Origin of the sequence: Pseudomonas sp. NFACC05-1, from assembly GCF_900100135.1 — a bacterium.
GTDB classification, from domain to species: Bacteria; Pseudomonadota; Gammaproteobacteria; order Pseudomonadales; family Pseudomonadaceae; genus Aquipseudomonas; species Aquipseudomonas fluorescens_Q.
Genome location: NZ_FMTR01000001.1, coordinates 624,631 through 651,383, shown reverse-complemented (window position 1 = coordinate 651,383; position 26,753 = coordinate 624,631). Strand labels below are relative to the sequence as shown.

General features: G+C 59.6%; 21 protein-coding genes. 13 read left to right on the top strand and 8 right to left on the bottom strand.

What is annotated here, in order from left to right; genetic code table 11:
- Positions 1 to 58 precede the first annotated feature (58 nt).
- The 4 genes from BLO97_RS02775 to BLO97_RS02760 are packed head-to-tail and all read left to right on the top strand — an operon-like array spanning position 59 to position 5,206.
- A complete protein-coding gene (locus BLO97_RS02775; protein WP_092221885.1) occupies positions 59 to 982 on the top strand; it encodes a hypothetical protein in 924 nt (307 codons plus the stop codon).
- A gap of 19 nt (positions 983 to 1,001) precedes the next feature.
- Positions 1,002 to 2,306 (top strand): hypothetical protein, encoded by a 1,305-nt coding sequence (locus BLO97_RS02770; protein ID WP_092221883.1) that lies wholly within the window; start codon positions 1,002 to 1,004, stop codon positions 2,304 to 2,306.
- A gap of 3 nt (positions 2,307 to 2,309) precedes the next feature.
- On the top strand, positions 2,310 to 4,118 hold the full coding sequence (locus BLO97_RS02765; RefSeq protein WP_092344810.1) for a hypothetical protein: 1,809 nt from the start codon (positions 2,310 to 2,312) through the stop codon (positions 4,116 to 4,118).
- Positions 4,119 to 4,150: 32 nt separating this feature from the next.
- Positions 4,151 to 5,206: a hypothetical protein gene (locus tag BLO97_RS02760; protein WP_092344808.1), complete on the top strand. Its 1,056-nt coding sequence runs from the start codon at positions 4,151 to 4,153 to the stop codon at positions 5,204 to 5,206.
- A gap of 927 nt (positions 5,207 to 6,133) precedes the next feature.
- On the opposite strand, the gene BLO97_RS02755 is transcribed toward BLO97_RS02760, so the two are convergent.
- From BLO97_RS02755 to BLO97_RS02740, 3 genes are all read right to left on the bottom strand, one after another.
- The gene (locus BLO97_RS02755; RefSeq protein WP_092344806.1) at positions 6,134 to 6,898 is read right to left on the bottom strand and encodes an SDR family NAD(P)-dependent oxidoreductase; all 765 of its coding nucleotides are present in this window, start codon (positions 6,896 to 6,898) and stop codon (positions 6,134 to 6,136) included.
- A gap of 221 nt (positions 6,899 to 7,119) precedes the next feature.
- The gene (locus BLO97_RS02745; RefSeq protein WP_092344802.1) at positions 7,120 to 8,031 is read right to left on the bottom strand and encodes a bifunctional helix-turn-helix transcriptional regulator/GNAT family N-acetyltransferase; all 912 of its coding nucleotides are present in this window, start codon (positions 8,029 to 8,031) and stop codon (positions 7,120 to 7,122) included.
- A 212-nt stretch (positions 8,032 to 8,243) separates the two neighbouring features.
- Positions 8,244 to 8,840 carry a TetR/AcrR family transcriptional regulator gene (locus BLO97_RS02740; RefSeq protein WP_063321617.1) on the bottom strand — a complete coding sequence of 199 codons (597 nt, stop codon included), beginning with the start codon at positions 8,838 to 8,840 and terminating at the stop codon, positions 8,244 to 8,246.
- A gap of 511 nt (positions 8,841 to 9,351) precedes the next feature.
- Here BLO97_RS02740 and BLO97_RS02735 point away from each other — a divergent pair.
- From BLO97_RS02735 to BLO97_RS02700, 8 genes are all read left to right on the top strand, one after another.
- Positions 9,352 to 10,365, top strand: a complete 1,014-nt coding sequence (locus tag BLO97_RS02735; protein ID WP_072347767.1) for an SDR family oxidoreductase — start codon at positions 9,352 to 9,354, stop codon at positions 10,363 to 10,365.
- Positions 10,366 to 10,446: 81 nt separating this feature from the next.
- Positions 10,447 to 11,961, top strand: a complete 1,515-nt coding sequence (locus tag BLO97_RS02730) for a class I adenylate-forming enzyme family protein (RefSeq protein WP_092344800.1) — start codon at positions 10,447 to 10,449, stop codon at positions 11,959 to 11,961.
- Positions 11,951 to 12,562 carry an HAD-IB family hydrolase gene (locus tag BLO97_RS02725; RefSeq protein ID WP_003201018.1) on the top strand — a complete coding sequence of 204 codons (612 nt, stop codon included), beginning with the start codon at positions 11,951 to 11,953 and terminating at the stop codon, positions 12,560 to 12,562. Before BLO97_RS02730 ends, BLO97_RS02725 begins: the two co-directional genes overlap by 11 nt.
- A gap of 3 nt (positions 12,563 to 12,565) precedes the next feature.
- Positions 12,566 to 14,329 carry an FAD-dependent monooxygenase gene (locus tag BLO97_RS02720; RefSeq protein WP_092344798.1) on the top strand — a complete coding sequence of 588 codons (1,764 nt, stop codon included), beginning with the start codon at positions 12,566 to 12,568 and terminating at the stop codon, positions 14,327 to 14,329.
- Positions 14,330 to 14,447: 118 nt separating this feature from the next.
- Entirely contained in the window at positions 14,448 to 15,539 is a 1,092-nt protein-coding gene (locus BLO97_RS02715; protein WP_092344796.1) for an acyl carrier protein, read from the top strand.
- A gap of 74 nt (positions 15,540 to 15,613) precedes the next feature.
- Complete coding sequence (locus BLO97_RS02710; protein WP_092344794.1) at positions 15,614 to 19,042, top strand: polyketide synthase family protein; 3,429 nt, start codon at positions 15,614 to 15,616, stop codon at positions 19,040 to 19,042.
- Between the two features lie 56 nt (positions 19,043 to 19,098).
- A complete protein-coding gene (locus BLO97_RS02705; RefSeq protein WP_063321623.1) occupies positions 19,099 to 19,569 on the top strand; it encodes an SRPBCC family protein in 471 nt (156 codons plus the stop codon).
- Between the two features lie 85 nt (positions 19,570 to 19,654).
- Complete coding sequence (locus BLO97_RS02700) at positions 19,655 to 20,353, top strand: outer membrane protein (RefSeq protein ID WP_092344792.1); 699 nt, start codon at positions 19,655 to 19,657, stop codon at positions 20,351 to 20,353.
- A gap of 115 nt (positions 20,354 to 20,468) precedes the next feature.
- On the opposite strand, the gene BLO97_RS02695 is transcribed toward BLO97_RS02700, so the two are convergent.
- A complete protein-coding gene (locus BLO97_RS02695; RefSeq protein ID WP_092344790.1) occupies positions 20,469 to 21,311 on the bottom strand; it encodes a hypothetical protein in 843 nt (280 codons plus the stop codon).
- A 103-nt stretch (positions 21,312 to 21,414) separates the two neighbouring features.
- Between BLO97_RS02695 and BLO97_RS02690 the strand changes: the two genes are divergently transcribed.
- Positions 21,415 to 21,843 (top strand): DUF1810 domain-containing protein, encoded by a 429-nt coding sequence (locus BLO97_RS02690; RefSeq protein ID WP_092344788.1) that lies wholly within the window; start codon positions 21,415 to 21,417, stop codon positions 21,841 to 21,843.
- A gap of 62 nt (positions 21,844 to 21,905) precedes the next feature.
- Here BLO97_RS02690 and BLO97_RS02685 read toward each other — a convergent pair whose 3' ends face one another.
- The 4 genes from BLO97_RS02685 to BLO97_RS02670 all read right to left on the bottom strand — a co-directional run bounded on the left by BLO97_RS02685 (position 21,906) and on the right by BLO97_RS02670 (position 26,320).
- Positions 21,906 to 22,406 carry a GNAT family N-acetyltransferase gene (locus BLO97_RS02685; RefSeq protein ID WP_092344786.1) on the bottom strand — a complete coding sequence of 167 codons (501 nt, stop codon included), beginning with the start codon at positions 22,404 to 22,406 and terminating at the stop codon, positions 21,906 to 21,908.
- Between the two features lie 356 nt (positions 22,407 to 22,762).
- Positions 22,763 to 24,007, bottom strand: coding sequence for a saccharopine dehydrogenase family protein (locus tag BLO97_RS02680; RefSeq protein ID WP_063325102.1), 1,245 nt, complete (start codon positions 24,005 to 24,007; stop codon positions 22,763 to 22,765).
- Positions 24,008 to 24,032: 25 nt separating this feature from the next.
- On the bottom strand, positions 24,033 to 25,130 hold the full coding sequence (locus tag BLO97_RS02675) for a carboxynorspermidine decarboxylase (protein ID WP_058545429.1): 1,098 nt from the start codon (positions 25,128 to 25,130) through the stop codon (positions 24,033 to 24,035).
- A gap of 254 nt (positions 25,131 to 25,384) precedes the next feature.
- Complete coding sequence (locus BLO97_RS02670; protein ID WP_092221848.1) at positions 25,385 to 26,320, bottom strand: Ppx/GppA family phosphatase; 936 nt, start codon at positions 26,318 to 26,320, stop codon at positions 25,385 to 25,387.
- Positions 26,321 to 26,753: the final 433 nt, after the last annotated feature.

Sequence of the window (26,753 nt, the reverse complement as noted above, 5' to 3'; positions counted from 1 at the left end):
TTCACCCAGGATCACCGGGTGGCGAGCCCGCCGCCCGGCACTGCACAGGAGTGTCGATATGAAAGCCTGCATTTTGAGCCGACTGTTGTTACTGATCCTGTTGTTCAGTCCGGGGCTTTTTGCCCAGCAGGACAGCGGTGCCGTCTACTTCACCATGGGCGTGCACAACACCGAGGGCTGCAACGAACAGAACGGCAACTGCATCGCCAAACGTGCCCCGGGCGACCCTTCCGATCCGTTTTTCCCGGCGTTCTGGATCAGCGATTGGACCATGTACCGGGTGATGCACAACTACGAAAAAAACCCGCCGCCCTACAGCAATCCCCCTTCCACCCTGACCCCGGCGGACTACACCGTCTCTCGCGGGACCAGCTATTACGACACGGCCTATATCCCGGCCGATGGCGACGGCTTCGGGGCGATGATGGAGCACTATGAGAAGTACTGCCTGCCGATCTTTCCGATCAAGAACAACAACTACACCTGCTCCTTCGTGTCCCTGGGCAACAAGGCATACTTCCTGACCTACCCGCAGGATCGCCCCAAGGACATGCCGGCCTGCTGCATGTTCTCGCCGATGAATCATCCACCGCGGCAAGACTTCATCCAGCACCTGCCCTACAGCGCCGCGCGCAGCAAAAACCTGGATGGCAGCGTGCAGGCCTACGCCCTGGACCTGGATTCGCCGCAAGGTCCGATCCTGTTCGGTTATGCCTTCTACAAAAAAATGTCGGGGCAACCGCCCTACCGGCAGCCCCAATCGTTCTTTTTCTCCGGTGACAGCAGTGTCGCCAATGCCCCCATCGTCAGCCAGAACTACACCAACTTCCGCATCGCCAGACCGGACCCTGCCCAGACCTGGGCGCAGGTGGCTGCGATGTGCCCGGCGAACCCACCGCCCTGCCAGTTGTTCGAGCCACCGGTTTCACAGAGCAACGGGCAAAAGGCGCAGTGGAACAAGCTCATGCAGCGCAAACCCTGACCAATGACGAAGGATCGCCATGAACACTTCATTCCGTTTCACCCTGGTGCTACTGGGTCTGGCCAGTCTTCCGGCCCTGGCCCTGGAACAATCCCAGGAACAAGCCATGCCACGGACGCAGGCCTCGAACCTGAATTGCCAGCCCCCCAGCACGGCGCCGGCGGCCAACGCCAGCCAGGACCTGTTCGATCAATACAGCTGGCAGTTGTTCATCGCCGTGAACTGGCCCGCCCAGGCGGGGCAGCGCGGTGATCCCGACTGCAGCAAACAACCGGGAGATCCTGGCTACACCGTCTGGCAGACCTACAAGACCGTGGAAGAAACCTTCCTGCCACGGGGGGCCGATCCAGGCCCCTGGAACACCCCGCAGCTTGCCAAGAGCCTGGGCATTATCAACATCGCCGCGCTGAAGAACAGCTCCCAGGTGAATGCCGTCGACCAGGCCGTCGGCGGCTGGCTGATCGACCAGGCCGGCAACCCGACCTACTACGACATCTCGGCCAACGAGACCTCCTACAACTACATCGTCGCCAACCAGTTCTATAACGCCGATGTGGTTTCCAAAGCCAACAACATCAACTTTCCCTATGGGGTCATCGAGGTCAAATCGAGCTGGCGCATCCTCACCCCCAATGACAATGCCAGCCGCTACCTGACCATGCTTGCGCGCGTGGCCACGTTCGACGACCAAGGCCAGCGCACCGGCGTCACCGAGGCCTATCTGGGCCTGGTGGGGCTGCACGTCATCACCAAGGTGAACGGCTATCCGCAGTGGATCTGGTCGACCTTCGAGCAGATCGACAACGTTCCGCCCAAAACGCTGGTGAACGGTGTATGGGTCGACCAGCCGGCCTCCGGCACGGCCTATTCCTACTTCAACGCCAACGCCCCGGCAGCCACGCTCAACCAGTCACCCTGCGACTGGCAGACCCAGGGCGCGCACCTGGTCTGCGTGCCCAAGCCTGGCACCACCTTCCAGACCCCGAACCCGTTGAACCGGTACACCCCGATCGCCGAGATCACCAACGAGGTCAACGCCCGTTACCGCAGCGACCCGGACCTGCAACGCAGCGTGCTGAAGTACTACCAACTCATCACCACCCAGCGCCCGCTGATGCCGGACAACCCCAGTAATCCACTGGGCCAGCCGACCCCCGCCCTTTCGGCCAACGTGACCATGGAAAGCTACATCCAGCCCAACAGCAGCTGCATGAATTGCCACTCCATGGCGACTCCGGTCAAGAGCCCCTACAAATCCGACTACTCCTACCTGTTCAAATTCGCCAATTCGCCTGTCGGCAAAACCATCAAGGACGAGGAATAAATCATGAGCATCCTGAACGGACCACGGCTGAATTTCTGGGGCGGCATCCGCACGGACGTCAGCCTGCCGAACAACTCCCCGACCATTCCCTACGGTGGCAACGACGACTGGCCGCTCTTCGACCTGACCACTTCGACCCTGGCACCGAGCGCCGAGTCCTACACCGACGACCAGTTGAACAACATGATCAATGCCCCCACCGGCAACTACTACACCGCCGGGGGCTGGAATCACTATGGGCAGCATATCGTCGACATGCAGAACGCCCTGATCAGCTCCCAGGGCATCCCCGGCAGCATCAACACCACCGGCGACCTGGTGGGCCAGCCCGTCTACCTGCTCGGTTCGGTGGACCCGGTGACCGGCCAGGGGCCCGTTTCCGGACCGATGATGGTGGACCTGAACCCCACCTCCTCGACGACCACCCAAATCTTCGTCGGTGGCCTGCAAATCGGTGGCAACGACAACATCCAATTGCTGATCCGCAGCGACACCGTGTGCAGCAGTTTCGACGTGGCGGGACGTGTGCTGCTGCCGGCGAAAATGGATGCGCCGGGCTCTTTCCACGCCAGCGGTACATTTCAACTGACCTTCCCCTTGAGCAGCATTGTCAGTTGGAACCAGAACAGCAGCGGCCTGCGCTCGATCATTCAGGCACCGGGAGCGACGGGCATCGTCCTGCGTTTCGTCATGTTCGAAATGTGCCCCACGATGACCACCGAACAACTGGACGCCGACTATGCCGCCGGCCGGTACACGCCCAACCCGAGCATCGGCCGGGTCATCGGCACACTGGCCCCGGCCTTCGCCGATGAGCCGCTGAACTGCCAGCCGGGCCGGCAACTGGTCAACCAGAGTACCGGCAATGCCGGCTATGCCGACCTGGACAACACCGGTTACCTGAGCATCGACATGGTGAACGTCATTCCGAAGGAAACCTTCCGGGCCGTCAGGGACGATATCACCAGCCCGATCGGCCCCAACGCCAATTACGGGACCGTGACCATCAGCGCCGGCTCCACCACCCTGACGACCCTGGAGCCGACCAGCCGCTTTTTATTCGATTACTACGTGTATGGCGGCATCGTCGACCTGCCCCTGACCGCCGACCAGCTACAGGCAGTACGGACCTCTGCCTTGGCGATCAACGCACCGGGCAAGGTCGCCGGCACCACATTGCAGGCCACCGAGTCGACCTATCGGATCTATGCCGACCAACGCAACGTCTACCTGGAGGACTACCCCAACGGCCTGTCGATCACCCTTCAGGTCAGGTACCTGGGCGGAGCGGTCCCCAGCACCACCGAAATTGGCCTGCAGGCGGCGGCCCCCGCGGTCTATGATCAACCGCAATACTGGGACTTCCTCGACTTCCCTGATTCGTTGACCGTCGACAGTGGCCAGCTTTCCGTCAGTTTCCCGGTCACCCTCAAGCCGGGCAGCGCCGCTCAAGCGGGTTTCGTCGCCCTGACCTGCACGGCCAATGGCCTCGACAGCAGTGCCTACTTCACCAACTTTCGCAAATACGCCCAGACCGACTTCGGCATTCCCCAGGGCACCACCATCACCTGGCCGCTGATGTACCCCAACGTGCTGCGTTTTCACTACCTGGCGTTCCCCGCCATGTCGCGCTATATCCCGCTGAATCAGCCCGACGCCGTCATGGGCGCCAAGAACCCTATCCTCGCCCGCACCTCGGACGCCTACAAAGGCACCACGCTGTTCATGCCCGTGGTGCGCTCGATGTCGCCCTGCCAACGGGCGTTGCTGCGGGCCTATCTCACCGGTGAACCGTGGCAGCCGCCGCAATGACCGTATCCCCTGCTCAATCACGGAGAGAGCCTATGCCCGTTCCCCTTCAGATCCCCGCGCACCCCGGGGAAAACCTGCGCCCCGGCACCCTGGTCGCCGAGGACCTGCTGAACCCTCGCGGCCTCTGCCTGCAAGCCGATGGCAGCCTGCTGCTGACCGAAGCAGGCTCGGGGTTGCCCGACCAACCCTTCAGCGGCCGTATCAGTCGACTGCGACCGGATCCGCAGCGGCCCGGCACCTACCTGCCCCGCGAAACATTGGCGCAAGGCTTTCGCGCCATGAACATGCAGGCGCGCATGCTGCGTGATGAAATCATGGGGGTGTCGGACATCGCCTGCGGTGACGGACGCTGCCTGGTCAGCCAGACCGATTACGTCGCCGGTTCCAAACTGCTGGACCTGCAATTCACACCGCCCGAGCCAGTGTTCCATAGCCGTGGCAACCTGAATGCGCTGTGCTACCACCCGACCCGCCACAGCTGGCTGGCCGTCAAGCCCGATACCAATCAGTTGGTGGAGTTCATCACAGGCCAAGAGGAGCGCGTGCTGGCCCAGCTGCCCGAACTGGATCAAGGCCAGGAAGCCGTTCCCGTGACCCTGGTGTACGAACCGGCGACAGACGCCGTGCTGATCAGCCTGTTCTCGGGCGAACTGCACGGCGACCCGAGCCGCAAGGGCATCGACTTTGCCGAGAAGGCCGGCCAGGTGATCCGGGTCTGGCCGGGCAGCGCCAGGATCGACATCCTGATTCGCGGCCTGCAACTGCCCACCGGGCTGGCGCTGCGCCCCAACGGCCAACTGCTGGTGCTGGAACTCTGCGAGCGCCTGCAACAACCGCTGCTTCCCGACTGGAACGGCGAACCCCTGCATGGCGGCTTTACCCGGTTCAGTGGGCGGCTGCTGAGCTGCGACTTGCAAACCGCCCAGGTCACGGTGCTCGCCCGCGACCTGGACACCCCTTCCAACCTGTGCCTGTTACCGGACGCGGTACTGGTCAGCGAAGGCATGGGGCTGCTCGGGCGACCACTGCCTACACCAGATGGAAGCGTGGTGCCGTTAAACGGCAGGCTTCGTCGGGTGCAACTCTGAACAAGCACTCAAGACAAAGGCAAAAAAACGGTGCTTACCCTAATGCCAGTCAGTTAAGGATCACACGGGTTTGAGGCTTAACTGATCGGCATTAGGCGCCAGGGCCGCTTCGCGCCCCAGCGGGAGCAAGCTCCCTCGCCACAGGGAGCTGTGGCGCTGCAACTGATTTTTTCCCAGCCGCTACCAAGTGTTTGTATCCGGGTTGATTCATTCAGATAAATGAGGCACCCGGGCTAATGCCAGTCAGTCAAGGATCACACGACACAAAACCTGTGGGAGCAAGGGCCGCTTTTGTGGCGAGGGAGCTTGCTCCCGCTGGACTGCGCAGCAGGCCCAAGGCTGGCGACACCATTGAGTCTGGCATAACCGGGATTCAGGTTTTAGGGCCGCTTCGCGCCCCAGCGGGAGCAAGCTCCCTCGCCACAGGGGGCTGTGGCGCTGCAACTGATTTTTCCCCAGCCTGCTACCAAGTGTTTGTATCCGGGTTGATTCATTCAGATAGATGAGGCACCCGGGCTAATGCCAGTCAGTTAAGGATCACATGACACAAAACCTGTAGGAGCAAGGGCCGCTTTTGTGGCGAGGGAGCTTGCTCCCGCTGGACTGCGCAGCAGGCCCAAGGCTGGCGACACCATTGAGTCTGGCATAACCGGGATTCAGGTTTTAGGGCCGCTTCGCGCCCCAGCGGGAGCAAGCTCCCTCGCCACAGGGAGCTGTGGCGCTGCAACTGATTTTTTCCCAGCCGCTACCAAGTGTTTGTATCCGGGTTGGTTCATTCAGATAAATGAGGCACCCGGGCTAATGCCAGTCAGCTAAGGATCACATGACACAAAACCTGTGGGAGCAAAGCTTGCTCCCACGGGGTTGAGGCTTAACTGATCGGCATTAGCGCTTACCCTTTCATGGGATAAGCGCCTTTTTCTTGACTCAGCCAGCAGTGACCGTCATGCCACCATCCGCCATGACCACCGAACCGACGATAAAGCTGGCACGGTCCGACGCAAGGAACGCAACCACCTCGGCAATTTCTTCCGGCTGTGCGGCTCGGCCAATAGGCGCGGCTTCACCATGCTGGGCAAGGAACGCCGGGCCGTCCTCGACCACGTCATTAAGGATGTTGGTGACCACATCGCCAACGCCGACCGCATTGACGCGAATACCATCCTCGATGACTTCCAGCGCCAGGGTCCGCGTCAGTTGTGCCAGGGCACCCTTGGAGGCGGTATAAGCGGCAATGGTCGGGAAGGCAAAATAGGACGCGTAGGACGCTATGTTGACGATGGCCCCCGACTTGTTCGGCATCATCGCCTTGACCGCTTCGCGTGAATGCAGGAAGGCCGCGGTGGCGTTGACCGCCTGGATGCGCTCCCAGTCCTGGCGCGTCATGTCGATCACCCGCTTGTTGATGATGATCCCGGCATTGTTGACCAGGATGTCCAGCCGACCGAACTGCTCGACGGCCAGGCCGACGGCGCGCTCGGCAGCGCCATCCTCGGTGATGTCGGCCTCCAGCGGCACCAGCCCGGGACGGGCCAGCTCATGGACGGCGGGGTTGATGTCTTCCGCGACCACGTTGGCGCCGCGGGCGTGCAGCAACAACGCGATGGCCTTGCCGATGCCACTGGCGGCTCCGGTGACCAGTGCCACCTTGCCTTCGACTTCCTGGGGAATGCTGTGTTGGATATCGGTCATGATCGCTCTCCTGCGTGAGCGGGCCGCCGAGACATTCGCCGGCCCGGCGCCCGTGGGCGCTGTCGTTATCGACGGCTTCACTTTCTCGCAACGGCGACTGCCGGGCTTTCGCAGGCTTGCTGGGACTGTCGGGGTTTTGCGCGAATCTGCCCACGCAGGCTTAATCCCATTGCCGGTGACATAGGCCGAAACTCCCACCCCGCCTGGGAGTATCAGCCGATTCAAATTGGCGAGACAGCTGGGCCCGGTCGTACAAAACACTGTTCCGTGACGGGTCGCCCCCATTGCTGTCCTTCTTGCTCCCGTTCCAACTTGAAACCGAAATCCTCGTACAGCTTGCGGGCAGCATCGAGCCCCTGGAACGTCCAGAGGCTCGTTGAACTGAAGCCCCACTCGTCACAGAACTTCATCGCTTCAGCCAACAGGCGTCTGCCGGCGCCCTTGCCTCGTGCCGAATCATCCAGGATGAAGCAACGCAGTACCGCACTGCCGTCCTCTCCTTCTCCGTCGATGGCAATCGAACCGACCACGCGTTCGCCATCCAGGGCCGACCAGACCTCATTGCGCGGGTTGTGCAAACGCCCCATCAGTTGCGCCATGTCCGATGCCACCAGGCTTTCGAACAACTGGCCGAAGTTCGAATGCCTGGAGTAATAGTCCGCATGCATTTGCACAATGCGGCCAATCACGCCTGGACGGTAGCCCCGGGCAATCTCCAACTGCGCCGGCGCAGGCGGCTCCGTACCGAGTCGATGAGCGTGCAGCGCAACGGCATAGCTGGCAATCCCCTCGCTCACGGTCTGACATTGCTCGCTGGATAAGTGAGACATGGCCGCGACAACCTGTTGGGTGGCGAAAGCATCGATGGCTCGAAGGGTCTTTTGCCCCTGCGCGGTGAGCCGCAGTCGCTTGGCTCGGGCATCCTGTTCATGGGCAATTTCTTCAATCTCACCGGCCTCGACGAGCTTGCGAACCATCCGGCTTACGCTGGATTTTTCCAAGCCAAGCAGCTCGACAAGCTCACCCGCCGTCAGGGATTGGCGATTGCCGAGTTCGACTATTGTGTGCACCGACGACGGCGGATAACCCGTCGCAGCCAGCGTGGCGTGCATGAACCCCAGCTCCCGCACCATGAGACGCGACGCCGAACGGATTTTTTCAATCAGGTCTGGTGGGCACTGGTTCACGGGGGGACCTCGGACGCAACGAGCCATTAGTTGTATTGCACAACTAAAGACCCATCCATGCGTTCAGTCAAACCTTGCGGTGCATCCCGGATAACTTCAAGACCTTCCAGGCCCATGGCATTGCCGATTGCTGGGCCAATAACGATAACGCCAGGGACTTATAGAGGCTCTGCGGTCTGGATGAGCGAGTTCAGCACCAGCTTGATTTCAACAGCTGGGTCTTTATGCCCTTGCAATATCAGGCCTTCCGCCAGGGCGGTGAAGGTCTTGGCAAGCGCGGCGTAGGCCAGCGGCGGCTTCTTGCCGGCATGATTGAATATGATGGTAATCAACTTGCCCAAGGCCTCGCTGTTTTCCTCATGCAAGTCGTAGTAATGCGGCGAGAATTCTTCATCGCGCAAGGCGATCAATTGCAACTCGGCATCGAGGATCGCACAGCGGGTATTGTTCTTCAGCGTATCGATATAGGCATTCAAGCCGTGGCTCAACTGTTCCGCCGAATATCCCGATGCCAGGGTCGTACTCAGTCGCTCGATCTCAACTCGCTTGAAGCGTTGAGTCAATTGCAGCAGCAAGTCCGATTTACTTGAGAAATTTGAGAAAAAAGCGCCTTTGGAAAAGCCCGCCTCTTCGGCGATAACGTTGACGCTGGCGGCATGAAAGCCCTTGCGGATCATCAGCTCAGTGGCTGTGTCGAACAATTTGTCTCTTGTTACTTGCTGGCTCTCTTCTCGACCTAGTCTCTTTTTAATCACGCCCTCGGCTCCTTTGGCCAAACAAGATAGCTATGTGTGACTGAATGCAACGAATCGATTACTCACTGTACGGAACCCGTTTTCGCCATCATATCTTATACGCGCCTTGTTCAATCATTTACATTTTAACTTTCAAAAAATGCCATGTATGTGCCATGTAGTTGGAACAGCCGCAAAGGCCCCCTAGATGGGGCTACCGGCCCCAGTTTTTGCCGGATAGGCGTGACTCACAGTCTTCGTTTCGCGCCCCTCGATGAGCCCTTGCCGTCCCTTTGAGCGGCTCAAAGCGGATATTTTCCTGCCCTCGAGCATGCACCAGAACCTGAAAAAACCTGCACGAAGCCCGATGCAGAGCCATCAGCTCGTCAATCCGACGAAATACCACTTGATTTTCAGATACCGAATGGTTTTTACTTGCGCCGTTGGTGGAGCCCAACGCCTGATCAGCGCATCGAGTCAGTGACACCGCTCTCGATGCAATGCCAGGTCACCTCACAGGAGCGGGATTTTAATGGAATATGCCTTCGTTACAGGCGCTACTGGCCTGCTCGGGAATAATGTCGTTCGTGCGCTGTTAAAGCGGAACATCAAAGTAAAAGCGTTGGTTCGTTCCGTAGAGAAAGCCAGGAAACAGTTCGGCAGCCTGCCTGTGGAGTTCGTCGAAGGCGACATGCTTAATGTCGAGGCCTTCGCCCATGCCCTGCAAGGCTGTGACGCCCTGTTTCATACGGCGGCCTATTTCCGCGACAGTTACAAAGGCGGGAAACATTGGCAAAAACTGTATGACACCAATGTGACCGGCACCGAGCGCTTGTTGCAAGCCGCTTATGACGCCGGTATCCGTCGTGCGGTCCACACCTCCTCCATTGCCGTATTGAAGGGCAATCGGGATCAAGTGATCGATGAAACCATGTCTCGCAGTGAATTGGAGGCTGACGATTATTACTTGAGCAAAATATTGTCCGAACAGAAGGTCCAGCAATTCCTGGCGCAGCACCCGGACATGTTTATCGCCATGGTCCTGCCAGGGTGGATGTTCGGCCCCGGCGATATCGGCCCTACTTCCTCAGGACAGTTCCTGCTCGACTTTGTCGGTCAGAAATTGCCCGGTGTACTCCCCGGAAGCTTTTCCGTTGTCGATGCCCGGGATGTGGCCGAGCATCAAATCGCGGCCATCACCCGTGGCAGGTCCGGAGAGCGCTACCTGGCCGCCGGCAATCACATGGACATGAAGAGCATTTTCCAGGCGCTGTCCAGCGTCAGTGGCATAAAAGCCCCAGAGCGAAAAGTGCCTCTGTTCATGCTGCGAATCATCGCGCTTATCTATGAAGGTTACTACCGGATCACAAAAAAGCCGGTGCTCATCAGTACCTCCACGGTCAAGCTCATGGAGCAAGAACAAGGCCGCACTCATTTCAGCCATAACAAAAGCTCAAGAGAATTGGAGTGCAAGTTCCGCCCTGTTGCTGAAACCCTGACCGATACCCTGGATTGGTATCGGAATAACAACTACACAGATGCTTAATTGAAACAATTCATATATAGCCTGCCTCTGTAGTACTTTTTTTGACTAGCCATATATCCAAGGATTGAGAGAGGTTGGTAAATGAAAAGCCTTTCATATAAAGAAGGTTTTCTGCATCGCTTTGTCGGTTTTTCGGAATCGTTTCCCGAGCAAGTTGCTATTCGGCATCTGGACACGGAAGAAGATACCGTTACTTACCGCGAGTTGCACATCAAGGCTGAACAATGCAATGGCGCTCTTACAGCGCTTGGTGTATTGCCTGGCGACAAAGTAGCGCTGGTGCTGCCCAATGGGGTGGCATTCATCGCTTACTACTTGGCGATCATCGGGCGAGGCGCCATTCCGGTCATCCTCAACTACAAGTTGACCCCTTTCGAAATGGCCAGTGTCGTCAGCCTCGCCAGGCCGACGCTCGTGGTCACGACCGAAACGCTATGGGTGCAACACAGTGAGGTGTTCCAGGCTGACAACGGTGTCAGGCACTCCCTGGTGCTGGGGAGCGAACCGTCATCGTCCCTGCCCGCCAACGCAACGGCCATCTCTCAACTGCCTTGCCAGGTCGAACCCTTGTTGCTGCCCGAGGGTAATCCGGTCGTCTCGGTCCAATTCACCTATCGAGGCATCGGCAGGCCCCTGGCTGTTTCTCACCGATATCTCGACCTGACGCAATCGAGCGACGGGCTGCATGAGCACTTTCATCTGCAAGGCGTCGGCTCCGTTCATCTGGTGACGTTGCCACTGTATGCCATCTTCGGCCTGTCCGTGATGATGGTGTTTCCCTTGAGCGTGGGCGCCACCCTGCTGATGACCAACACCCTGCTCAACCGAGACCTCGCTGAAGTCCTGTCCGAGCATCAGGTCACCTTTGCCTGCCTGGTGCCCGATGTCATTCGCTACTTCAATACGCGCCTGGCCAAACGCAAAGGTGCGCTCCTGCCGTTGCACCCGCAGTTGATGATTTACTCGGGGGGCAGCCACCTGCCGGCCGATGAAGCCGAGAAGCTGGGGAAGTTGCTGGGGTGCAATCCGGTGCTGCAGGGCTATGGCTTGACCGAAAGCATGCCCGTAATCGTCCAGAGCTCGATTGGTACGGTCCACCGTGGCGCCATGGGCCAGCCGATCAGCGGCGTGGAACTGCGCATCGTCGATGCCCAGGGCCGGGACGTAGCGCCTGGGCGTATCGGCGAATTGCTGATACGTGGCGCGATGGTGATCGACGGCTATAACGATGCCGAGGACACCAATGCGCGGTTCTTCCGCGATGGCTGGTTCCACAGCGGTGACCTGGTCTGGCAGGACGACGATGGCCATGTGTTTTTCTATTGCCAGCGCCTGCGAATCTCGAAGATCAAGGCGCAGATGGTCGACCTGGTGGAAATCGAATCCGTCGCCCTCAAGCACCCCGACGTGGTGCGCGCCAAGGCCTATATCGTCCCGGACCACAAGGAAGTCAACGTGCTGCACCTGAGCGTCGAAGGGACCGGCGAGCTGACCCAGAACGCACTGTCCACCCTGCTTTCGCGCTACCTATCGGGCTTCAAGCTGCCCAAGACCATCGAGATTACTTCTCTCAAGGAAGAGGCCCATGCACGCTAACAGCACACAACCGGTCCTGGCCGTTTTCGACTTCGACGGCACATTGACCGACCGGCACACGTTCTGGCGCTACATGCGCTTTATCGTGGGCACCCGCTCGTTCTGGCTGCGGATCATTCCCCTGCTGCCCAAGATGCTCAGCGTGATCGTCGGCATCACCCCACTGATGCAAGCACGGCTGGCGTTCATCGCCTGCTACCTGGGCGGCCTGTCGGTGGAGCAAGAGCGCGAACATGCCAAGTACTTCATCAGCGAGCTGCTGCCGCTCTGGCTCAGGCCCGAGGCGTTGCGGCGGCTGCAATGGCATCAGTCCATGGGGCACGTCACCGCGCTGGTGAGCAATTCGCCGGAAAACTACCTGATCCCCTGGGGCCAGGCCGCAGGTTTTGACTATGTGTGCGGCACCCGCCTGGCAACGGCAAAGAACAAGCTGACCGGCGGGATATCCGGTACCAACTGTGTAGAGCGAGAGAAAGTCACGCGGCTCAAGGGCTGCTTGAGCAACCTTGATGATTTTTACATTTATGCCTACGGCGACTCATCGGGCGACGACGCCCTGCTCGGCATTGCCAACTCTCCCTTCTACAGAAACTGGTACTGATCGATGAACACTCTGAGCACGTTGGCCCCCAATCATTTCAAGCGCCCTGGCAGCGCCCCGACCGTCATGATCGTCGGAGCCGGTCCTGTTGGCCTGTCCCTGGCAATCCTGTTGAAGAAATGGGGCGTGTCGTTCCGCATCATTGAAAGGAACGCCGGCCCCTCGACGGCGACCAAGGCGATGGCTATCCACTCCCGGACCCTGGAAATCTTTCGGGACCTGGGCGTTGCCGAACAAGCCATCAGCGACGGCTTCACGATCAACCAGTTTTCGGTGCAGTCGAACGCCAAGCGGGTGCTGAACTACAACTTCTCCTACCTGGACGCGCCCTATCCCCTGCTCCTGAGCCTGCCACAGCCGCAAACGGAGAAAATTCTCCTGGAGCGGCTCAGGGAGCTGGGCGCCGAGGTGGAATGGAATACCGAACTGGTGGACATCGAAAACCAGCCGGGTTCGGTGCGCGTGACGCTCAAGCATGCCGACGGCACCGACGAACACTTCACCAGTCGTTGGGTGGCCGCGTGCGACGGTGCTCGCAGCAACATCAGAAAACGCCTGGACATGACGTTCGAAGGCTCGTCCTACGACCGCTTCTTCATGCTCGCCGATGCCGATATCGAGTGGTCCGGAAGCAAGGATGAGGGCGCATTCTTCCTGGGTGCGCAGGACGGTTATGTGGCCGTTGCACCGATCAGCGCTCAATCGCGTTATCGGCTGTTCATCGAAATGCCCTACAACCTGCCACCAGAAGGCGAGCGCCCGTCCTTGAGCCTGGAGAACTTCCAGCGCTTGTGCGAAGGGCGCGGGCAAAAGATGACGCTGTCCAACATTTCATCGACCACCATCGCCTCTTTCCAGCATCGCCGCGTGCAATCGATGCAACAAGGTTCCGTGTTCCTGCTGGGGGATTCGGCGCATATCGGCAGCCCCATCGGTGGGCAGTGGATGAACCTGGGGGTTTCCGAGGCCTATAACCTGGCCTGGAAAATGGCCTATGTCGATCAGGGCCTGGCGAATCCGTCCTTGCTCGACAGCTACAACGAAGAGCGCTACCCGGTTGCCCTGGAAGTCGAGAACACCGCACACCGGCTGACGGGGCTGATTACGGTCCGGCGTCGCGCCCTGGTGTGGCTGCGCGACAACGTCCTGCCGCTGTTGAGCAACCGCAAAAAGGTCCAGCGCAAACTGCCGTCGATGATTTCCGGTCATCAATATCACTATGAGAAAAGTGACTACATCCAAGAATCGCTGACGAAGAAGCAGCGCAAGAACTGGAGCAAGAAAGGGAAAAAACCCGAGTTCCAGACCGCAGCGCCTCGCGCCGGGCAACTGGCGCCCGATGTCGAACTGTGGCAACTGCAAGGGATGCCGACAAAACGCTTGATCGACTTGTTCCACGGGACATTCACGCTGTTGATTTTCAGCGCGGCCGATCAGTTTTCGCCATTGTTGCCAGGCTACTACACGCTGGCCAAGTCGGTGGAACAGGACTACCCAGGCATCAAGGCCTACTGCGTGATCGACGCCCTGAGCAGCGCCGGCCTGCCGGCTTGGCATTCGACGTTGCTGGACCCCGACTGGCGACTGCATAAGCGCTATCACGCCAAGGAAGGCACGATGATGCTGATTCGTCCTGACGGCTATATCGCTTTCCTCGGCGCCGATGCAATAACGCTGATGACGTATCTGAACGTAAGGTCCGGGTTGCTCAAGGGCGCCAGGAAAACAATAACTTGCGAGACCGACGCAGTGGAACTCCAACTTTAAGTCGCTCCATGGCTACTGCCAGTTTGATGATTTGATATAAACAAGGCCCTGCCCTGGGCCATGATTTTTGATCTTTCTTACTTATAGAAATATCGACCGACTTGGTTAGGAGAACTTTATGCGCTTGCAACTTAACGATGTTGTGCAGGAATTCATCGTATCCAATGGGAGAATAGCCCATAGCTATTTCTCTCTTTCTGAAAAGATTATTGATTCACTGTGCGAATCCAATGTCGCCAAAGAAGCAATATTGCTGCGACTCCTGGAACAGGCTGAAACAGTCACTGCGCATTATTTCAATGCTCATCAACAAGTCCTTGAAGGCGTTTATGCCAATGGGACCGAAGCAGCTGTCAACCAGAGTGTTCCCGTGCTGGAGCCGGTGCACTTGAACCCGACCATACTGGCGCCGGCGCCTGTCGTCGAAGCCGTCGAAGAGACAGATGCACTTAACTACGGGCAATGGTTGCGTGCCGAAATCAGCACGGTCACCGGCTTCCAGCCGCAACAGATCGACTTCGATCAGAGCTTCGAGAGCCTGGGGATCGACTCGCTGGGGCTGGTCGATATTTTCGAATCCCTGGCCCAGCACTTCCCGGAAAAGAAAGACCTCACCTCGCAGCTCTTCGATGCCCCTACCCCGACCGCCTTGCTGGCACGGCTTGAAGCCGATCCGCAGGCACCCACGGTGGATGTCCAAGCATGGGTGCTCGACCAACTCGCGGCCATCACCGGCTTTACGGTTGAGCAGATCGACCCGTCACAAAGCTATGAAAGCCTGGGCCTTGATTCGCTGGTGCAGTTGGACTTCCTGGAGTCGGTAGTCGCCATGTGGCCACAACTCAAGGCGCACAGTTCCGAGCTGGCCAACGCCAAGCTCCCGCAGGCAACCATTGCCCTGATTCAAGCCGCCCTGGCCGATCCAACACCGCAGGCAGCGCCTGGCGTCGAGCCTTCACCTGCCACGACGGACACTCAGGGGCAGGAAGAAAACCTGCTGCTCAATGCCCTGTCTCCGTTGATCCCGGACGCAGCGCAGTCGATCGACATCCAGACGCCGTTCGCACAACTGGGCCTCAACGGCTTTGCCCGCGAGGCGCTCTGCCAATCCATGGCGCAACAGTGCTCTGCCAGCGAGTTTGCCGGTGAAGCGCTGATGTCCCGTCGCACTCCTCAAGATGCCTTGTCGCTGCTGGCCAGGTTGAGCTGAGCCCAGCAGCAACAGGAATGGAATCCGGGTGATCGAACAGGTCACCCAGCATTTTGGCGATCAGGGAGACAGGTATGAGTGGCGCAGTAACAACAATGGGCGATTTCTGCTTCAGCGCGATGGCGGGCGAGTTTCCGGGGGCGCCGTCCACGGACGCGCTTTGGCAGTTGCTCTGGCAAGGGCAGATCGCACCGATCGAATCCATGCCGACACGTTGGGAATTGGACAAGGCGTCGATCTATTCAACCAAGGCCGGCGAGAAGGATCGCACGTACCTGGACAGCGCTTTTTGCCTGACCGATGACGCCTCGACCCCGTCACGGCACGAAGGACGACAGGTCGCCATCGGCAAGAAAGTGCTCCAGACACTGCTCACCCAACTCGCCGGACAGGGCTCGGCGCTGAGCAGGGAGCGCACCGCGCTGGTGGTTGCGACCTCCTGGAGCGACGAGAGCTATTTCGTCACCGGCGTATCCGGAAAAACCGACACGCCGTCGGGCTTTACACCGGGTGAGCAAGTGGCAGAACTGGCGGCAGCCTTTGCCTTGGGTGGGCCGGCGTTGTCGGTAGACACCGCGTGCAGTTCGTTCCCCTATGCCTTGGATATGGCCCAGGCGCTGGTCAACAGTGGCCAGGCTGACGACGCGATTGTCATGGCCCTCAACACCGTGCTGCCACCCGCGCTGTTCCTGGGTTTCTCGCAGTTGACGGCTTTTTCCGCCCGCGCGCGGATGGAAGCGTTCGGCCAGGACGCCGACGGCATCGTGCCGGGCGAATGTGCCGTGGCCTTTCTGGTCGAACCGCTCGCCCAGGCCCTGACAGCGCAGCGTCGTCCCCTGGGCGTGCTGCGCGCCTTGGGCATGTCCGCCGACGGCGCCGAAGGCTCGGTGTTTGCGCCAGGCAAACAGGCCCAGTACTCGGCCTACCAACGTGCCTATCGCGGCCTCGATCCACGCGATGTGGACTACATCGAGACCCACGGCACCGGTACACCGCTTGGGGACGCAACGGAGCTGGCCTCGCTCAACAGCTTCTTTGCCCCCCATCGTCCGGACGGCAAGAAAATCATCATCGGTTCGATCAAGTCGGTCATCGGCCATCCCCTGGCCGCTGCCGGAGGGGCCTCGCTCGCCAAAGCCTTGATGATACTGCGCCATAAAGGCATTCCCCCGCAGCCCGGTTACCGCCCCAGCACCAAGGTCGACGAGACCTGCCTGCGACTCGCCACCCAGCAGGTACAGCCCCTGGAGGATCATCGATCCGCACTCCGGATCGGCATCTCCAGTTTTGGTTTCGGCGGCGCCAACGCGCACCTGGTGGTGGATGAATACATTCCCGACAACCACTCTGCCGCCCCCCTGACCGCCCCGGCGAGCGCCAGTGGCGTGGTAATGCTCGACCTTGCCATTGTCGAGGCTGAAGCAGCGCTGGGCAGCCACCGTTCCTTGCAGTCATTCCAACAGCAACTCGATCAACCCGCCGCCCCCTCGGTCATGTTCCCTTATGGGCGCTTCGTTGATTACACCCCGGCGCCCGGTCAACCGTTGCTGGGGAAATTCCTCGCCCAAGACCACGTTATCGATATCGATGGCTTTGGCATGGGTCCCAAGCCATTGGCTCATGTCGACCCGTTCAAGCTGTTGATCACCGATCGCGTCAATCATCTGCTGCGACGTTTGCCAGGCGTGGCCGGTTCGCCCGGCACTGCGATGGTCATGTGCTGCAACATGGGCGGCGAGCGCTTCAGCAATGCCTACAGCAGCGCCCACAACTTCTACTCCCGGGCGCAAGGTACGGCACCGGGCGTCGAGGTGACGGACGTGGCAACCATGCTGCCGAACATGTTGTCCGGCTACCCGGCGCAGATTTTTGACTTCAAGGGTTTCCATCAGACCCTGGTCGGCACGGCGGGACTGTTCTGGCAAACCCTGCTGGCCTCACCGCAATGGTTCAACGACGGCATCACCACGCTGCTGCTCGGCGCAGGGCGTTTTTTCAGCGCTGAAATCGAGGTCGAGCGCGCCCGGAGCAGCACAATCACGCAAGGTGAAGGACTGGGGCTGATCGCGCTGCGTCGTTACCAACCGGATGCCGCTGACAAACCCTTGCTGGTGATCCGCGCGGCGGTCCTCGCCCACGCTGCCGACTCGTTGGAAGAGGCTTGCCAACGGCTGGGCAAAGCGCCGAGCGACTATCCGAACGTTGACGTCTGTGAGTTGCAGCCTGCTGCGACGCCTGCCAGCGGATCGCTGCAGGAGATGACCGGCTTCCTGGCTGAAGCCAGTGGCATCGAGACCCTGTTGGCGGTGATGTTGAAGGGCACGACCCATTCGGTGATCGAGGTGCGCGATGCCGGCAAGACGGTGATGTGGCTGTTTACCGAAAAACTTCGCCAATGGAGCCCGGCGGCGGCCGAAGCCAGCTCGCCCATCAAGCATCCCTTCATGTTGCGCTTTGCCCATTCGTCATCCCACGAACTGCAGCAGGTCATCACGCCTGCCCGGCCTGTGAGCGTGGTTCGCGAACCGCAGAACGATGGCGTCGACGTGCAGCAACTCAGCGACATGCTCACCAGCACCTTGCTCTCCGGGCTGCGGGTGCGGGTTCGCGCCATGGAAAGCCTGTTCGCCCTGCACCGTGGCGACACATCCCAGCGCCCGACACGCTGGCAGCGCAGCGCGGAACATATCGTGATCGCCAACGCCCAGCGCAGCCCACAGTCGCTGCACGCCCAGCTCGTGGTGGATAAAGCGCACCCGTACTTCTTCGATCATCCCCTGGATCATGTCCCGGGCATTTTGCTGCTCGAGGGCGTGCTGCAACTGATCGAACTGGCAATGCCCCCTCTGAGCGGGCGGGTCGCCTACATCAAGACCCTGACAATCAAGTTCCAGCAATACGTACAGAAGCAAGGCGTGATCGATCTGCACGTCGAGCAAGGCCAGGATCCCCAGGTGTTCAACGCGAAGGTCATGCAGGCCGGGAAAGTGATGTGCACCTGTGTCCTCGGGATGGCCTACAGCTCGGCGTTCGAGACATCGCCAGCCGGCGAATTCACCGCCACGCCGTGCCGTAACAAGGCCCTGTTGCACAAGGCCAGGGAGGAGAACGTCATCGTCAGTGACATGAGCGGTGTCGCCCAGGGCCTGAGCGTGGACACCGTGAAACTGCCGCAGGAGCACTTCTTCCAGGCAGGTGATCCCGAGCACTATTCGATGGTGTATTTCCTCGAAGTCGCTCGCCAGTGCTACATGCAGATCGCCCACAGCCATCTGCGGATTCCACTCAACACCCCGATGAATCTGCTGGCCTTGAGCTTCACCCTGGATCGCCCCATCCCCAGGAACAGCCCGCTGTCATTGGCGCCGCAAGCCGGCTTTGATGCGGCGCTCCAGGCATTCAAGACCAACCGCATCTATATCGACCTGTTCAACCGGGGTGAAAAAATCGGTCAAGCAAGTATTACCGCCCAGGTGCTGAGTCAATCCGCACCGGCGGCCTGAGCATTGAATGAATCTGCCCTGCGCATGACCGTGCCCCCCACAACCAAGGTGTCGCCGTGAACGATGTCAAAGTGCAAGTCATAGTCAAATCGCCCCCTTCTGAAATCTGGAAGATCTGGAGCAATTTTGCAGAAGCGCCGTTATGGGATACCGACGTTCGCCAGTGTCAGCTCGACGGCCCTTTCCAGGCGGGGACACGCGGCAAATGTGTGCTCAAGAACGGCTTGAACATGCCACTGAAACTGGAAGCCGTAAGCCTGCACGAAAGCTATCGCAACAGTGCACGGCTGCTGTGGATCGACCTCGAATTCGATCATCAGATGCGCAGGCTTTCTCCCGACGAAACCCATGTCATCCATAGCGCGAAAATTTCTGGGCCGTTGAGTTTCCTGTACCGCGCACTGCTGCGCAAAGCGTTGACAGCAGCGATGACCACGGCACTGGACAACCTGTGCACGCTGGCTGAACAACGGGCCATCGCCACCCCAGGACACGAGAAAACCGCGACGCCTTTGCACCTCGTGTGAATGCCTCCCGGAGGCATGCGTGCAGAACGCGCCTTCCCGGACTCGCTTTGCTTACTTATCGATAACAGTACATTTCGGATCTAGCATGAACCTACAAAAAAACACCCAGTATCTGCTCATGGCAATCGTTGGCCTGGGGGCTATTGCCCCAGCACCGAGTTTCGCCGACAACCTCGGCCCCTACATCAGTGGCATGGGCGGCGTGAACTGGGTCTCCAAACAGGACCTGACCCAGAACAACAATGATTTCGTCGAGATGGAATACAACCAACCGCTGCACTCGGGCTACGCCACCGGGCTGGCACTGGGCTGGCGGTTCCCGGTCGGGCTACGGCCCGAGGTGGAACTGAGCTACCGCCGCAACACCCTGGACCAATTCAATAACCGGATCTACGAGGGCGGGAGCAGCATCGAGGGCAAAGGCGAAGAGGAAGCCAGCAGCCTCATGGCCAACCTCTGGTATGACATCCCGAACCTACCTGCCCCCTTGAGCCGGTTCACACCCTATGTGGGCGGTGGCCTGGGCTACGCGGTGCTGACCATCAAGGGCCTGGAAGCCGGTGGTGTCGAGTTCGGCGGCACCCATCGCGAAACCGTCTCGGCCTGGCAACTCGGCGCAGGCGTCGCTTACGAGCTGAGCGACCACTGGTCCATGTCCCTGGATTACCGCTACTTCAAGACCGGCGAAGCGAACTTCGGCCAAATCCAGGGCCTGCCCCCGGCTGACGTGGAAACCGAATACAACGCCCAGTCCTTGATGCTCGGCCTGCGGTACTGGCTGTAAGCGCTAGACGGATCGGCGCCTGGTTTTGGCCAGGCGTCAATCATAATCCCGACTAACGCAAAATGCCTGGCGCCTGGCGCCTTTCCGGCAAATCTTCTGGCCCGAAACACAACGTTCACCGAGCCCCATACTGCATCTTGATGACTTCACTGATTCTCTGCGCAACGCCGTTGGCCGGCGGCGTGACTGATCGGATCGACTGGCCACGGTAAGGCCCCTCCGCGGGAAACCAATTCTGCACAACGACCACGTTTTTCGGCTGCGCAGCGGAAGCCGAACCGGTAGAGATTTCATTGGTGAACTTGCAGGTATCAAACGTACCGAGGGCCGTCTTGATCGTTTCACGACCGTTATAAGTCAGCTTCTCGACGACATCGAACTCGATGGTCGCCCCGGCGCTCACGGCTTTGTTTTTGTAGCTGACGGTGACGGTCTGCCCGGGTTGCAGATCAATCGGTGTGGAAGCGGGAGGTTCGTAGGTGGTGGTCACCAACGATGCCCCGGCGCCATGGCGATCACCGTAACGAATCAGTCGACCGTCCTTGATCTCGGCGAAAGTGGTCGTCAGAAAGAACGGCGCGTTGTTCAAGTACGACGTGTGCACCGAAGCCACCGGATTGGCGTCGGCAAATGCCTCGCGCCCCAACGTCTCGGTTTTGCCGCGACTGACGGCCGATGACAGGTTGTCACGGCTTTCATACTCCACCACTGTCCCGGCCTGAAAGTCCACTTCGTTGGTACAAGCCGCAGAAGACGTTGCACTGGCGGTCGAGGCCGACGCATCGGCGCTAAAAGCCCCCCAACCACTGACGGCAAAGGTCGAGGCGGTGAGCGCCGTTGCCAGGCATCTGCGCCAAGCCGGATTGACGTTGGACTTTCTGGCAGGTGTGCTTTTCAAAAAACAGATCCTTGTCCCGATGTGCTCGTTGCGATCGATCGAAAAACCGATAACGCTCATAGGTTATGGGACGAGTGCCGAACGGCGCTATAGCGCAAGTGTGCTATAGGCTCTGACCTTGTCTGGTCCATTATTCAGCCTTGAAACCCTATCGGAGGCTCGCATGACCGAATCACTGGAGCGTTTTATCCAGGCGCAAGCGTCTACCTATGACCATGCCTTGCTGGAACTGCGGCGTGGCCGCAAGGAAGGCCATTGGATGTGGTTCATCTTTCCGCAATTACGCGGCCTGGGTGTCAGCGAGAACGCCACTTACTATGGCCTGCGCGGCATCGACGAGGCGCGTGACTATTTGCAGCACCCGCTTCTGGGACCGCGACTCGAACGCGCGACTCGTGCCGTACTGGACTCGGGAGCCGCTTTGGAGAAACTCCTCGGGACCATCGATGCCATGAAGTTCGCCTCCTGCATGACGCTTTTTGCAGCGGTTGCGGGCGGGCAATCCGTGTATGCCCAGGCGTTGGAGGGTGGGCTGGTGGTCGACTCAAGGACACTGGATCTGCTCAAGGAGCAGGAGAGCAGGAATGTCTGATTACGGAACATGGACGCTGGCAGTACATGTGGCCCAATGGCGCTCCTGCGCGGATTAACGTTCTAGATCGACAACACAAAGCGGCCCCCGCCCTCGATTTCCTCGCTACCCGACAGCGCGTCAGGCACAAACCCGCACCGTTCAAGGACCTTCCTTGAGCCGACGTTGCGCTCATAGACATAAGCCACCAGTTGCGTAAGTTCCCAACGCACCCGTGCCGCCTCGATCAGGTGTTGCAGGGCCTGCGTTGCCAACCCTTGCCCGCAAACGCGTTGATCAATGCGATAGCCCACCTCGGCGCAACCGTGTGGTGAGTGGATGCTTTTCAGATTCGCTCGCCCGACGATTCTCCCGTTGGAATCTTCGATGACAAAAGGGTGCCAGGCACCCGCAGCAAAATCGGCCAAATAGCTTTCAATGTGATCGGTGACGCCCGTCCCTGAGTAAAAGGCTGGGTCGCGTGCATCGATATGCGACTCGAACCATTCACGGTTGTGGATCTCGAAGGCCAGCAGCGCTTCGACGTCGGTATTCTCCAGGTCGCGAATCCTGAATGGGGTCACTGATTGCTTCTCCTGAGGCTCAAGCGCAATCGTAAGGTCGAGTGATGGCTCATGGCGAGGTTTTCTGCGTGAGCGGGCTTGTGTTGGGGGCTGCTGCGCAGCCCAGCGGGGATAAATCCCCTCGCCACAAGGTTATTCATTTGAAGATGCCGATCATTCCCACGCTCCTGCGTGGGAATGCCGCCAGGGACGCTCCGCGTTCCGCTTCTGCAAGGTGGCGCAGAGCGTCACGGGATGCCACCAGAGCGTGGGAACGATCAATGTCATAAACGAAAAATGCTCCGTACCTTTCGATACGGAGCATTTTTTCAAGAGTTCCTATCGGGAGAGTCGGAACGGAACCTGCCTGGCGTCCTTCAGGCGTTTTGGTTCCAGGGACGGTCTCCATGCTCGTCCTTGATGCGCGTCGGCAAGCCCATCACATCCAACGCCTCGAGGAACGCCTCGGCAGGCAGCTCCTCGACGTTGACCATGCGCTGCACGTCCCACTCGCCACGGGCCACCAGCAAGGCTGCGGCCACGGGAGGCACACCTGCGGTATAGGAAATACCCTGGCTGTCGGTTTCGGCGTAGGCGTCCTCGTGGTCGGCCACGTTGTAGATGAACATCTCGCGCGGCTGGCCATCCTTGACGCCCTTGACCAGGTCGCCGATGCAGGTCTTGCCGGTGTAGCCCGGCGCCAGCGAACTCGGGTCAGGCAGCACGGCCTTGACCACTTTCAGCGGCACGACTTCCAGGCCTTCGGCGGTCTTGACCGGTTGCTCGGAGAGCAGGCCGAGGTTCCTCAGTACGGTGAACACGTTGATGTAGTGCTCGCCGAAGCTCATCCAGAAACGCACGTTGGGCACGTCGAGGTTCTTCGACAGCGAGTGCACTTCGTCGTGGCCGGTCAGGTACAGGTTCTGCGAGCCTACGACCGGCAGGTCGTCGGTGCGCTTGACCTCGAACATGGTGTTGCTGGTCCACTGGCTGTCCTGCCAGCTCCACACCTGTCCGGTAAATTCGCGGAAATTGATTTCCGGGTCGAAATTGGTGGCGAAATATTTGCCATGGGAGCCGGCATTGACGTCGAGAATATCGATCGAATCAATGCGGTCGAAATGCTGTTGCTGCGCCAGTGCCGCATAGGCATTGACCACACCCGGGTCGAAGCCCACGCCGAGAATGGCGGTGATGTTCTTTTCCTGGCACTCCTGGAGGTGGTTCCACTCGTAGTTGCCGTACCAGGGCGGCGTCTCGCAGACCTTGCCCGGTTCTTCGTGGATGGCGGTGTCCAGGTAAGCCACGCCGGTATCGATGCAGGCACGCAGCACCGACATGTTGAGAAAGGCAGAGCCGACGTTGATGACGATCTGCGACTCGGTTTCGCGAATCAGCGACTTGGTCGCTTCGACATCCAGAGCGTTCAGTGCAAAGGCCTTGATGTCGGCGGGTTGCTTGAGGCTACCCTTGGCCTTGACGCTGTCGATGATGGCCTGGCATTTGGAGATGTTGCGCGACGCGATAGCAATACGACCGAGTTCGTCGTTGTGCTGCGCGCACTTGTGGGCCACCACCTTGGCGACACCTCCTGCACCAATGATAAGTACGTTCTTCTTCAATTTCTTCATTTCTCCTTCCGCCAGCTCAAGACAGGCTGGACAGATAGTCGTCGTAAACAAACTCGCGAACCACCTCGACGCTGCCGTCGAGCTGCTTCACTACGATGGACGGCATTTTCAGGCCGTTGAACCAGTTTTTCTTGACCATGGTGTAGCCCGCTGCGTCGATGAACGACAGCCGATCGCCGATGGACAGCGGACGATCGAATTGGTACTCGCCGAAAATGTCTCCGGCCAGGCAGGACTTGCCGCACACCATGTAGGTGTGTTCGCCCTCGCTCGGCGCCAGCTTGGCGTCCAAGCGATAGATCAGCAGATCGAGCATGTGCGCCTCGATGGAGCTGTCCACCACGGCCAGGTGCTTGCCGTTGTAGAGCGTGTCGAGCACGGTAACTTCCAGCGACGCGCTCTGAGTGATCGCGGCCTCGCCCGGCTCCAGGTAGACCTGCACGCCATATTTCTGCGAGAAAGCCTTGAGCCGTGCGCAGAAGGCGTCCAAAGCGTAGCCCTCGCCAGTGAAGTGAATGCCGCCACCGAGGCTGACCCACTCGACCTTATGCAGCAAGTGACCAAAGCGCTCTTCGATAGTGCCCAGCATCTGGTCGAACAAACCGAAATCGCCGTTCTCGCAGTTGTTGTGGAACATGAAGCCGGAGATATGCTCGATGACTTGCTCGATTTTCACCGGATCCCATTCGCCCAAACGGCTGAAGGGGCGCGCCGGGTCGGCCAGCAGGTAATCGGAGCTGCTCACTTGCGGATTGACCCGCAGGCCGCGGACCTTGCCGGCCGACGCCTCGGTGTAGCGCTGCAACTGGCCGATGGAGTTGAAGATGATCTTGTCGCAGTTGGCGAGCATCTCCTCGATCTCATCGTCGGCCCAGGCGACGCTGTAGGCGTGGGTCTCGCCAGCGAACTTCTGCCGGCCGAGCTTGAGCTCATAGAGCGACGACGACGTGGTGCCGTCCATGTACTGCTGCATCAGGTCGAACACCGACCAGGTGGCGAAACACTTGAGCGCCAGCAAGGCCTTGGCCCCGGACTGCTCACGCACATAGGCGATCTTCTGCATGTTCGCCAGCAGCTTTTGTTTGTCGATGAGGTAGTACGGCGTTTTGATCATTTTCGAGGCCTCCGGGCAAGGCGAGCCAAAAAAGGATGCGCATTGTGCCTTCACTGACTGCATATCGAAAGAGCGAAAAGCCCCGTTCACGCAATCATCCTGATCCAGGCCCACGCTTTGCGATCACCGGACGTACCGACTGCCCAGGCGATGAAATGCTGGATGATCTGGTAAAGAAGGGGTCGCCGAAGAGGCGTCGATGCTCGAAATTGAGCCATCGCTGATAGACGGCAATGGGTAACAACCGTCGGTGTTCAGTGCTGATGCATCAGGCCATGCAGCACGCCGAACCTCAGGCCCGGCTCGGAAGCAATCATTTGCGAGATACCAAAGACCTTGAATGCCGCCAGCATGATCGCCAGGCCACCGGGCAGGATGCCCAGGCGATGGCTTTGCAAGCCGGCCAGGCTGAGCTGGTCGACATGGCCGACTTCCAGCAACCGCAGCGACAGACGCAACAATCCACCGTAGGTAATGCCGCCTTGTCCAACATCGTTGAAACCATTGGCCTTGAGCACTTTGGCCAACATCCGCGCCGTACCGGAAGAACCGATTGCCTGCTGCCAGCCCTGGGCGCGATAACCCGCCGCGACTTGTTCAAACTGCAGGACCGCCACCCGCTCAGCCTCCAACAGCGCCTGGGCGGTGATGCTTCCGCCCCGAAAGTAACGCGCACCAAAGGTGCCACTGCCGATGGCGATGCTTTCCGTCAGCAGCGGTTGAGCGCCCTGCCCCAGAATCAGTTCGGTCGAGCCACCGCCGATGTCCACCACCAGCCGCGTGCGCTCGACACCGGGCACGGTATGGGCAACACCGGCATACACCAGCCGGGCCTCTTCATGCCCGGACAGCACGTCGATCCGAAACCCCAGGTGCCGCTCGGCACTGGCCAGGAACAACTGGGCATTCGCCGCTTCGCGCACGGCACTGGTCGCCACCGCCCGCACCCTTGCGGCTTCAAAGCCACGCAGTTTCTTGCCAAATCGGGCGAGCGCCTGCCAGCCCCGATCCAGCGCCAGCTCATCCAACGCCCCGGCCTGCAGACCCTCGGCCAATCGGACCGGCTCACGCAGGGTTTTCACTTCCTGGATCACCAGGCGTCGATTGCGCTTGACCGACTGGCCGATCATCAAGCGGAAGGCGTTAGAGCCCAAGTCAATGGCCGCGAACAGGGGGGCGTCGCCTTTCATAGCGGTGTTCCTTGCTTCATCAGCCAGCAGGCACAGGCGCTGCCGGACTTCCCACGATGGTTTGCGAAGATCCTGCCATAGCTTCGATGACACCTGGATGACACACCTTGCACGTTGCCATGCAAGCAGACGCTTGTTGGGGGAAACTCCGGGCGCCCCTTGCGCGGTCGTGCGTAATCGATAAACCCAATCTTGCCGACATCCCCTTGGGAAAAACGTTTTAGCCAGGGGAAAGCGCGTGAAGCACAGATGTCAGTCACCGCCATGTAACAAATTGCAACTAGCGTGGATGAAGCGGTGCGATTGCCGGCCATCGAACTGCCACAGCGGGACGACAAGAAGATGCTTGCGCAGTCCGAAGCCACCGACGCGTATCGTGCCCCGGGACTTTCACAGCCCGCCAGGGATGCCCGGCACCGAGCCTTACAACCCC

Excerpts from the sequence above, each read along its gene's own strand:
- BLO97_RS02770 (WP_092221883.1), top strand. The coding sequence starts at position 1,002 with ATGAACACTTCATTCCGTTTCACCCTGGTGCTACTGGGTCTGGCCAGT.
- BLO97_RS02765 (WP_092344810.1), top strand. The coding sequence starts at position 2,310 with ATGAGCATCCTGAACGGACCACGGCTGAATTTCTGGGGCGGCATCCGC.
- BLO97_RS02700 (WP_092344792.1), top strand. The coding sequence starts at position 19,655 with ATGAACCTACAAAAAAACACCCAGTATCTGCTCATGGCAATCGTTGGC.
- BLO97_RS02720 (WP_092344798.1), top strand. The coding sequence starts at position 12,566 with ATGAACACTCTGAGCACGTTGGCCCCCAATCATTTCAAGCGCCCTGGC.
- BLO97_RS02735 (WP_072347767.1), top strand. The coding sequence starts at position 9,352 with ATGGAATATGCCTTCGTTACAGGCGCTACTGGCCTGCTCGGGAATAAT.
- BLO97_RS02695 (WP_092344790.1), bottom strand. The coding sequence starts at position 21,311 with ATGAGCGTTATCGGTTTTTCGATCGATCGCAACGAGCACATCGGGACA.
- BLO97_RS02710 (WP_092344794.1), top strand. The coding sequence starts at position 15,614 with ATGAGTGGCGCAGTAACAACAATGGGCGATTTCTGCTTCAGCGCGATG.
- BLO97_RS02760 (WP_092344808.1), top strand. The coding sequence starts at position 4,151 with ATGCCCGTTCCCCTTCAGATCCCCGCGCACCCCGGGGAAAACCTGCGC.
- BLO97_RS02725 (WP_003201018.1), top strand. The coding sequence starts at position 11,951 with ATGCACGCTAACAGCACACAACCGGTCCTGGCCGTTTTCGACTTCGAC.
- BLO97_RS02730 (WP_092344800.1), top strand. The coding sequence starts at position 10,447 with ATGAAAAGCCTTTCATATAAAGAAGGTTTTCTGCATCGCTTTGTCGGT.
- BLO97_RS02690 (WP_092344788.1), top strand. The coding sequence starts at position 21,415 with ATGACCGAATCACTGGAGCGTTTTATCCAGGCGCAAGCGTCTACCTAT.
- BLO97_RS02675 (WP_058545429.1), bottom strand. The coding sequence starts at position 25,130 with ATGATCAAAACGCCGTACTACCTCATCGACAAACAAAAGCTGCTGGCG.
- BLO97_RS02670 (WP_092221848.1), bottom strand. The coding sequence starts at position 26,320 with ATGAAAGGCGACGCCCCCCTGTTCGCGGCCATTGACTTGGGCTCTAAC.
- BLO97_RS02775 (WP_092221885.1), top strand. The coding sequence starts at position 59 with ATGAAAGCCTGCATTTTGAGCCGACTGTTGTTACTGATCCTGTTGTTC.
- BLO97_RS02745 (WP_092344802.1), bottom strand. The coding sequence starts at position 8,031 with ATGGTGCGGGAGCTGGGGTTCATGCACGCCACGCTGGCTGCGACGGGT.
- BLO97_RS02755 (WP_092344806.1), bottom strand. The coding sequence starts at position 6,898 with ATGACCGATATCCAACACAGCATTCCCCAGGAAGTCGAAGGCAAGGTG.
- BLO97_RS02715 (WP_092344796.1), top strand. The coding sequence starts at position 14,448 with ATGCGCTTGCAACTTAACGATGTTGTGCAGGAATTCATCGTATCCAAT.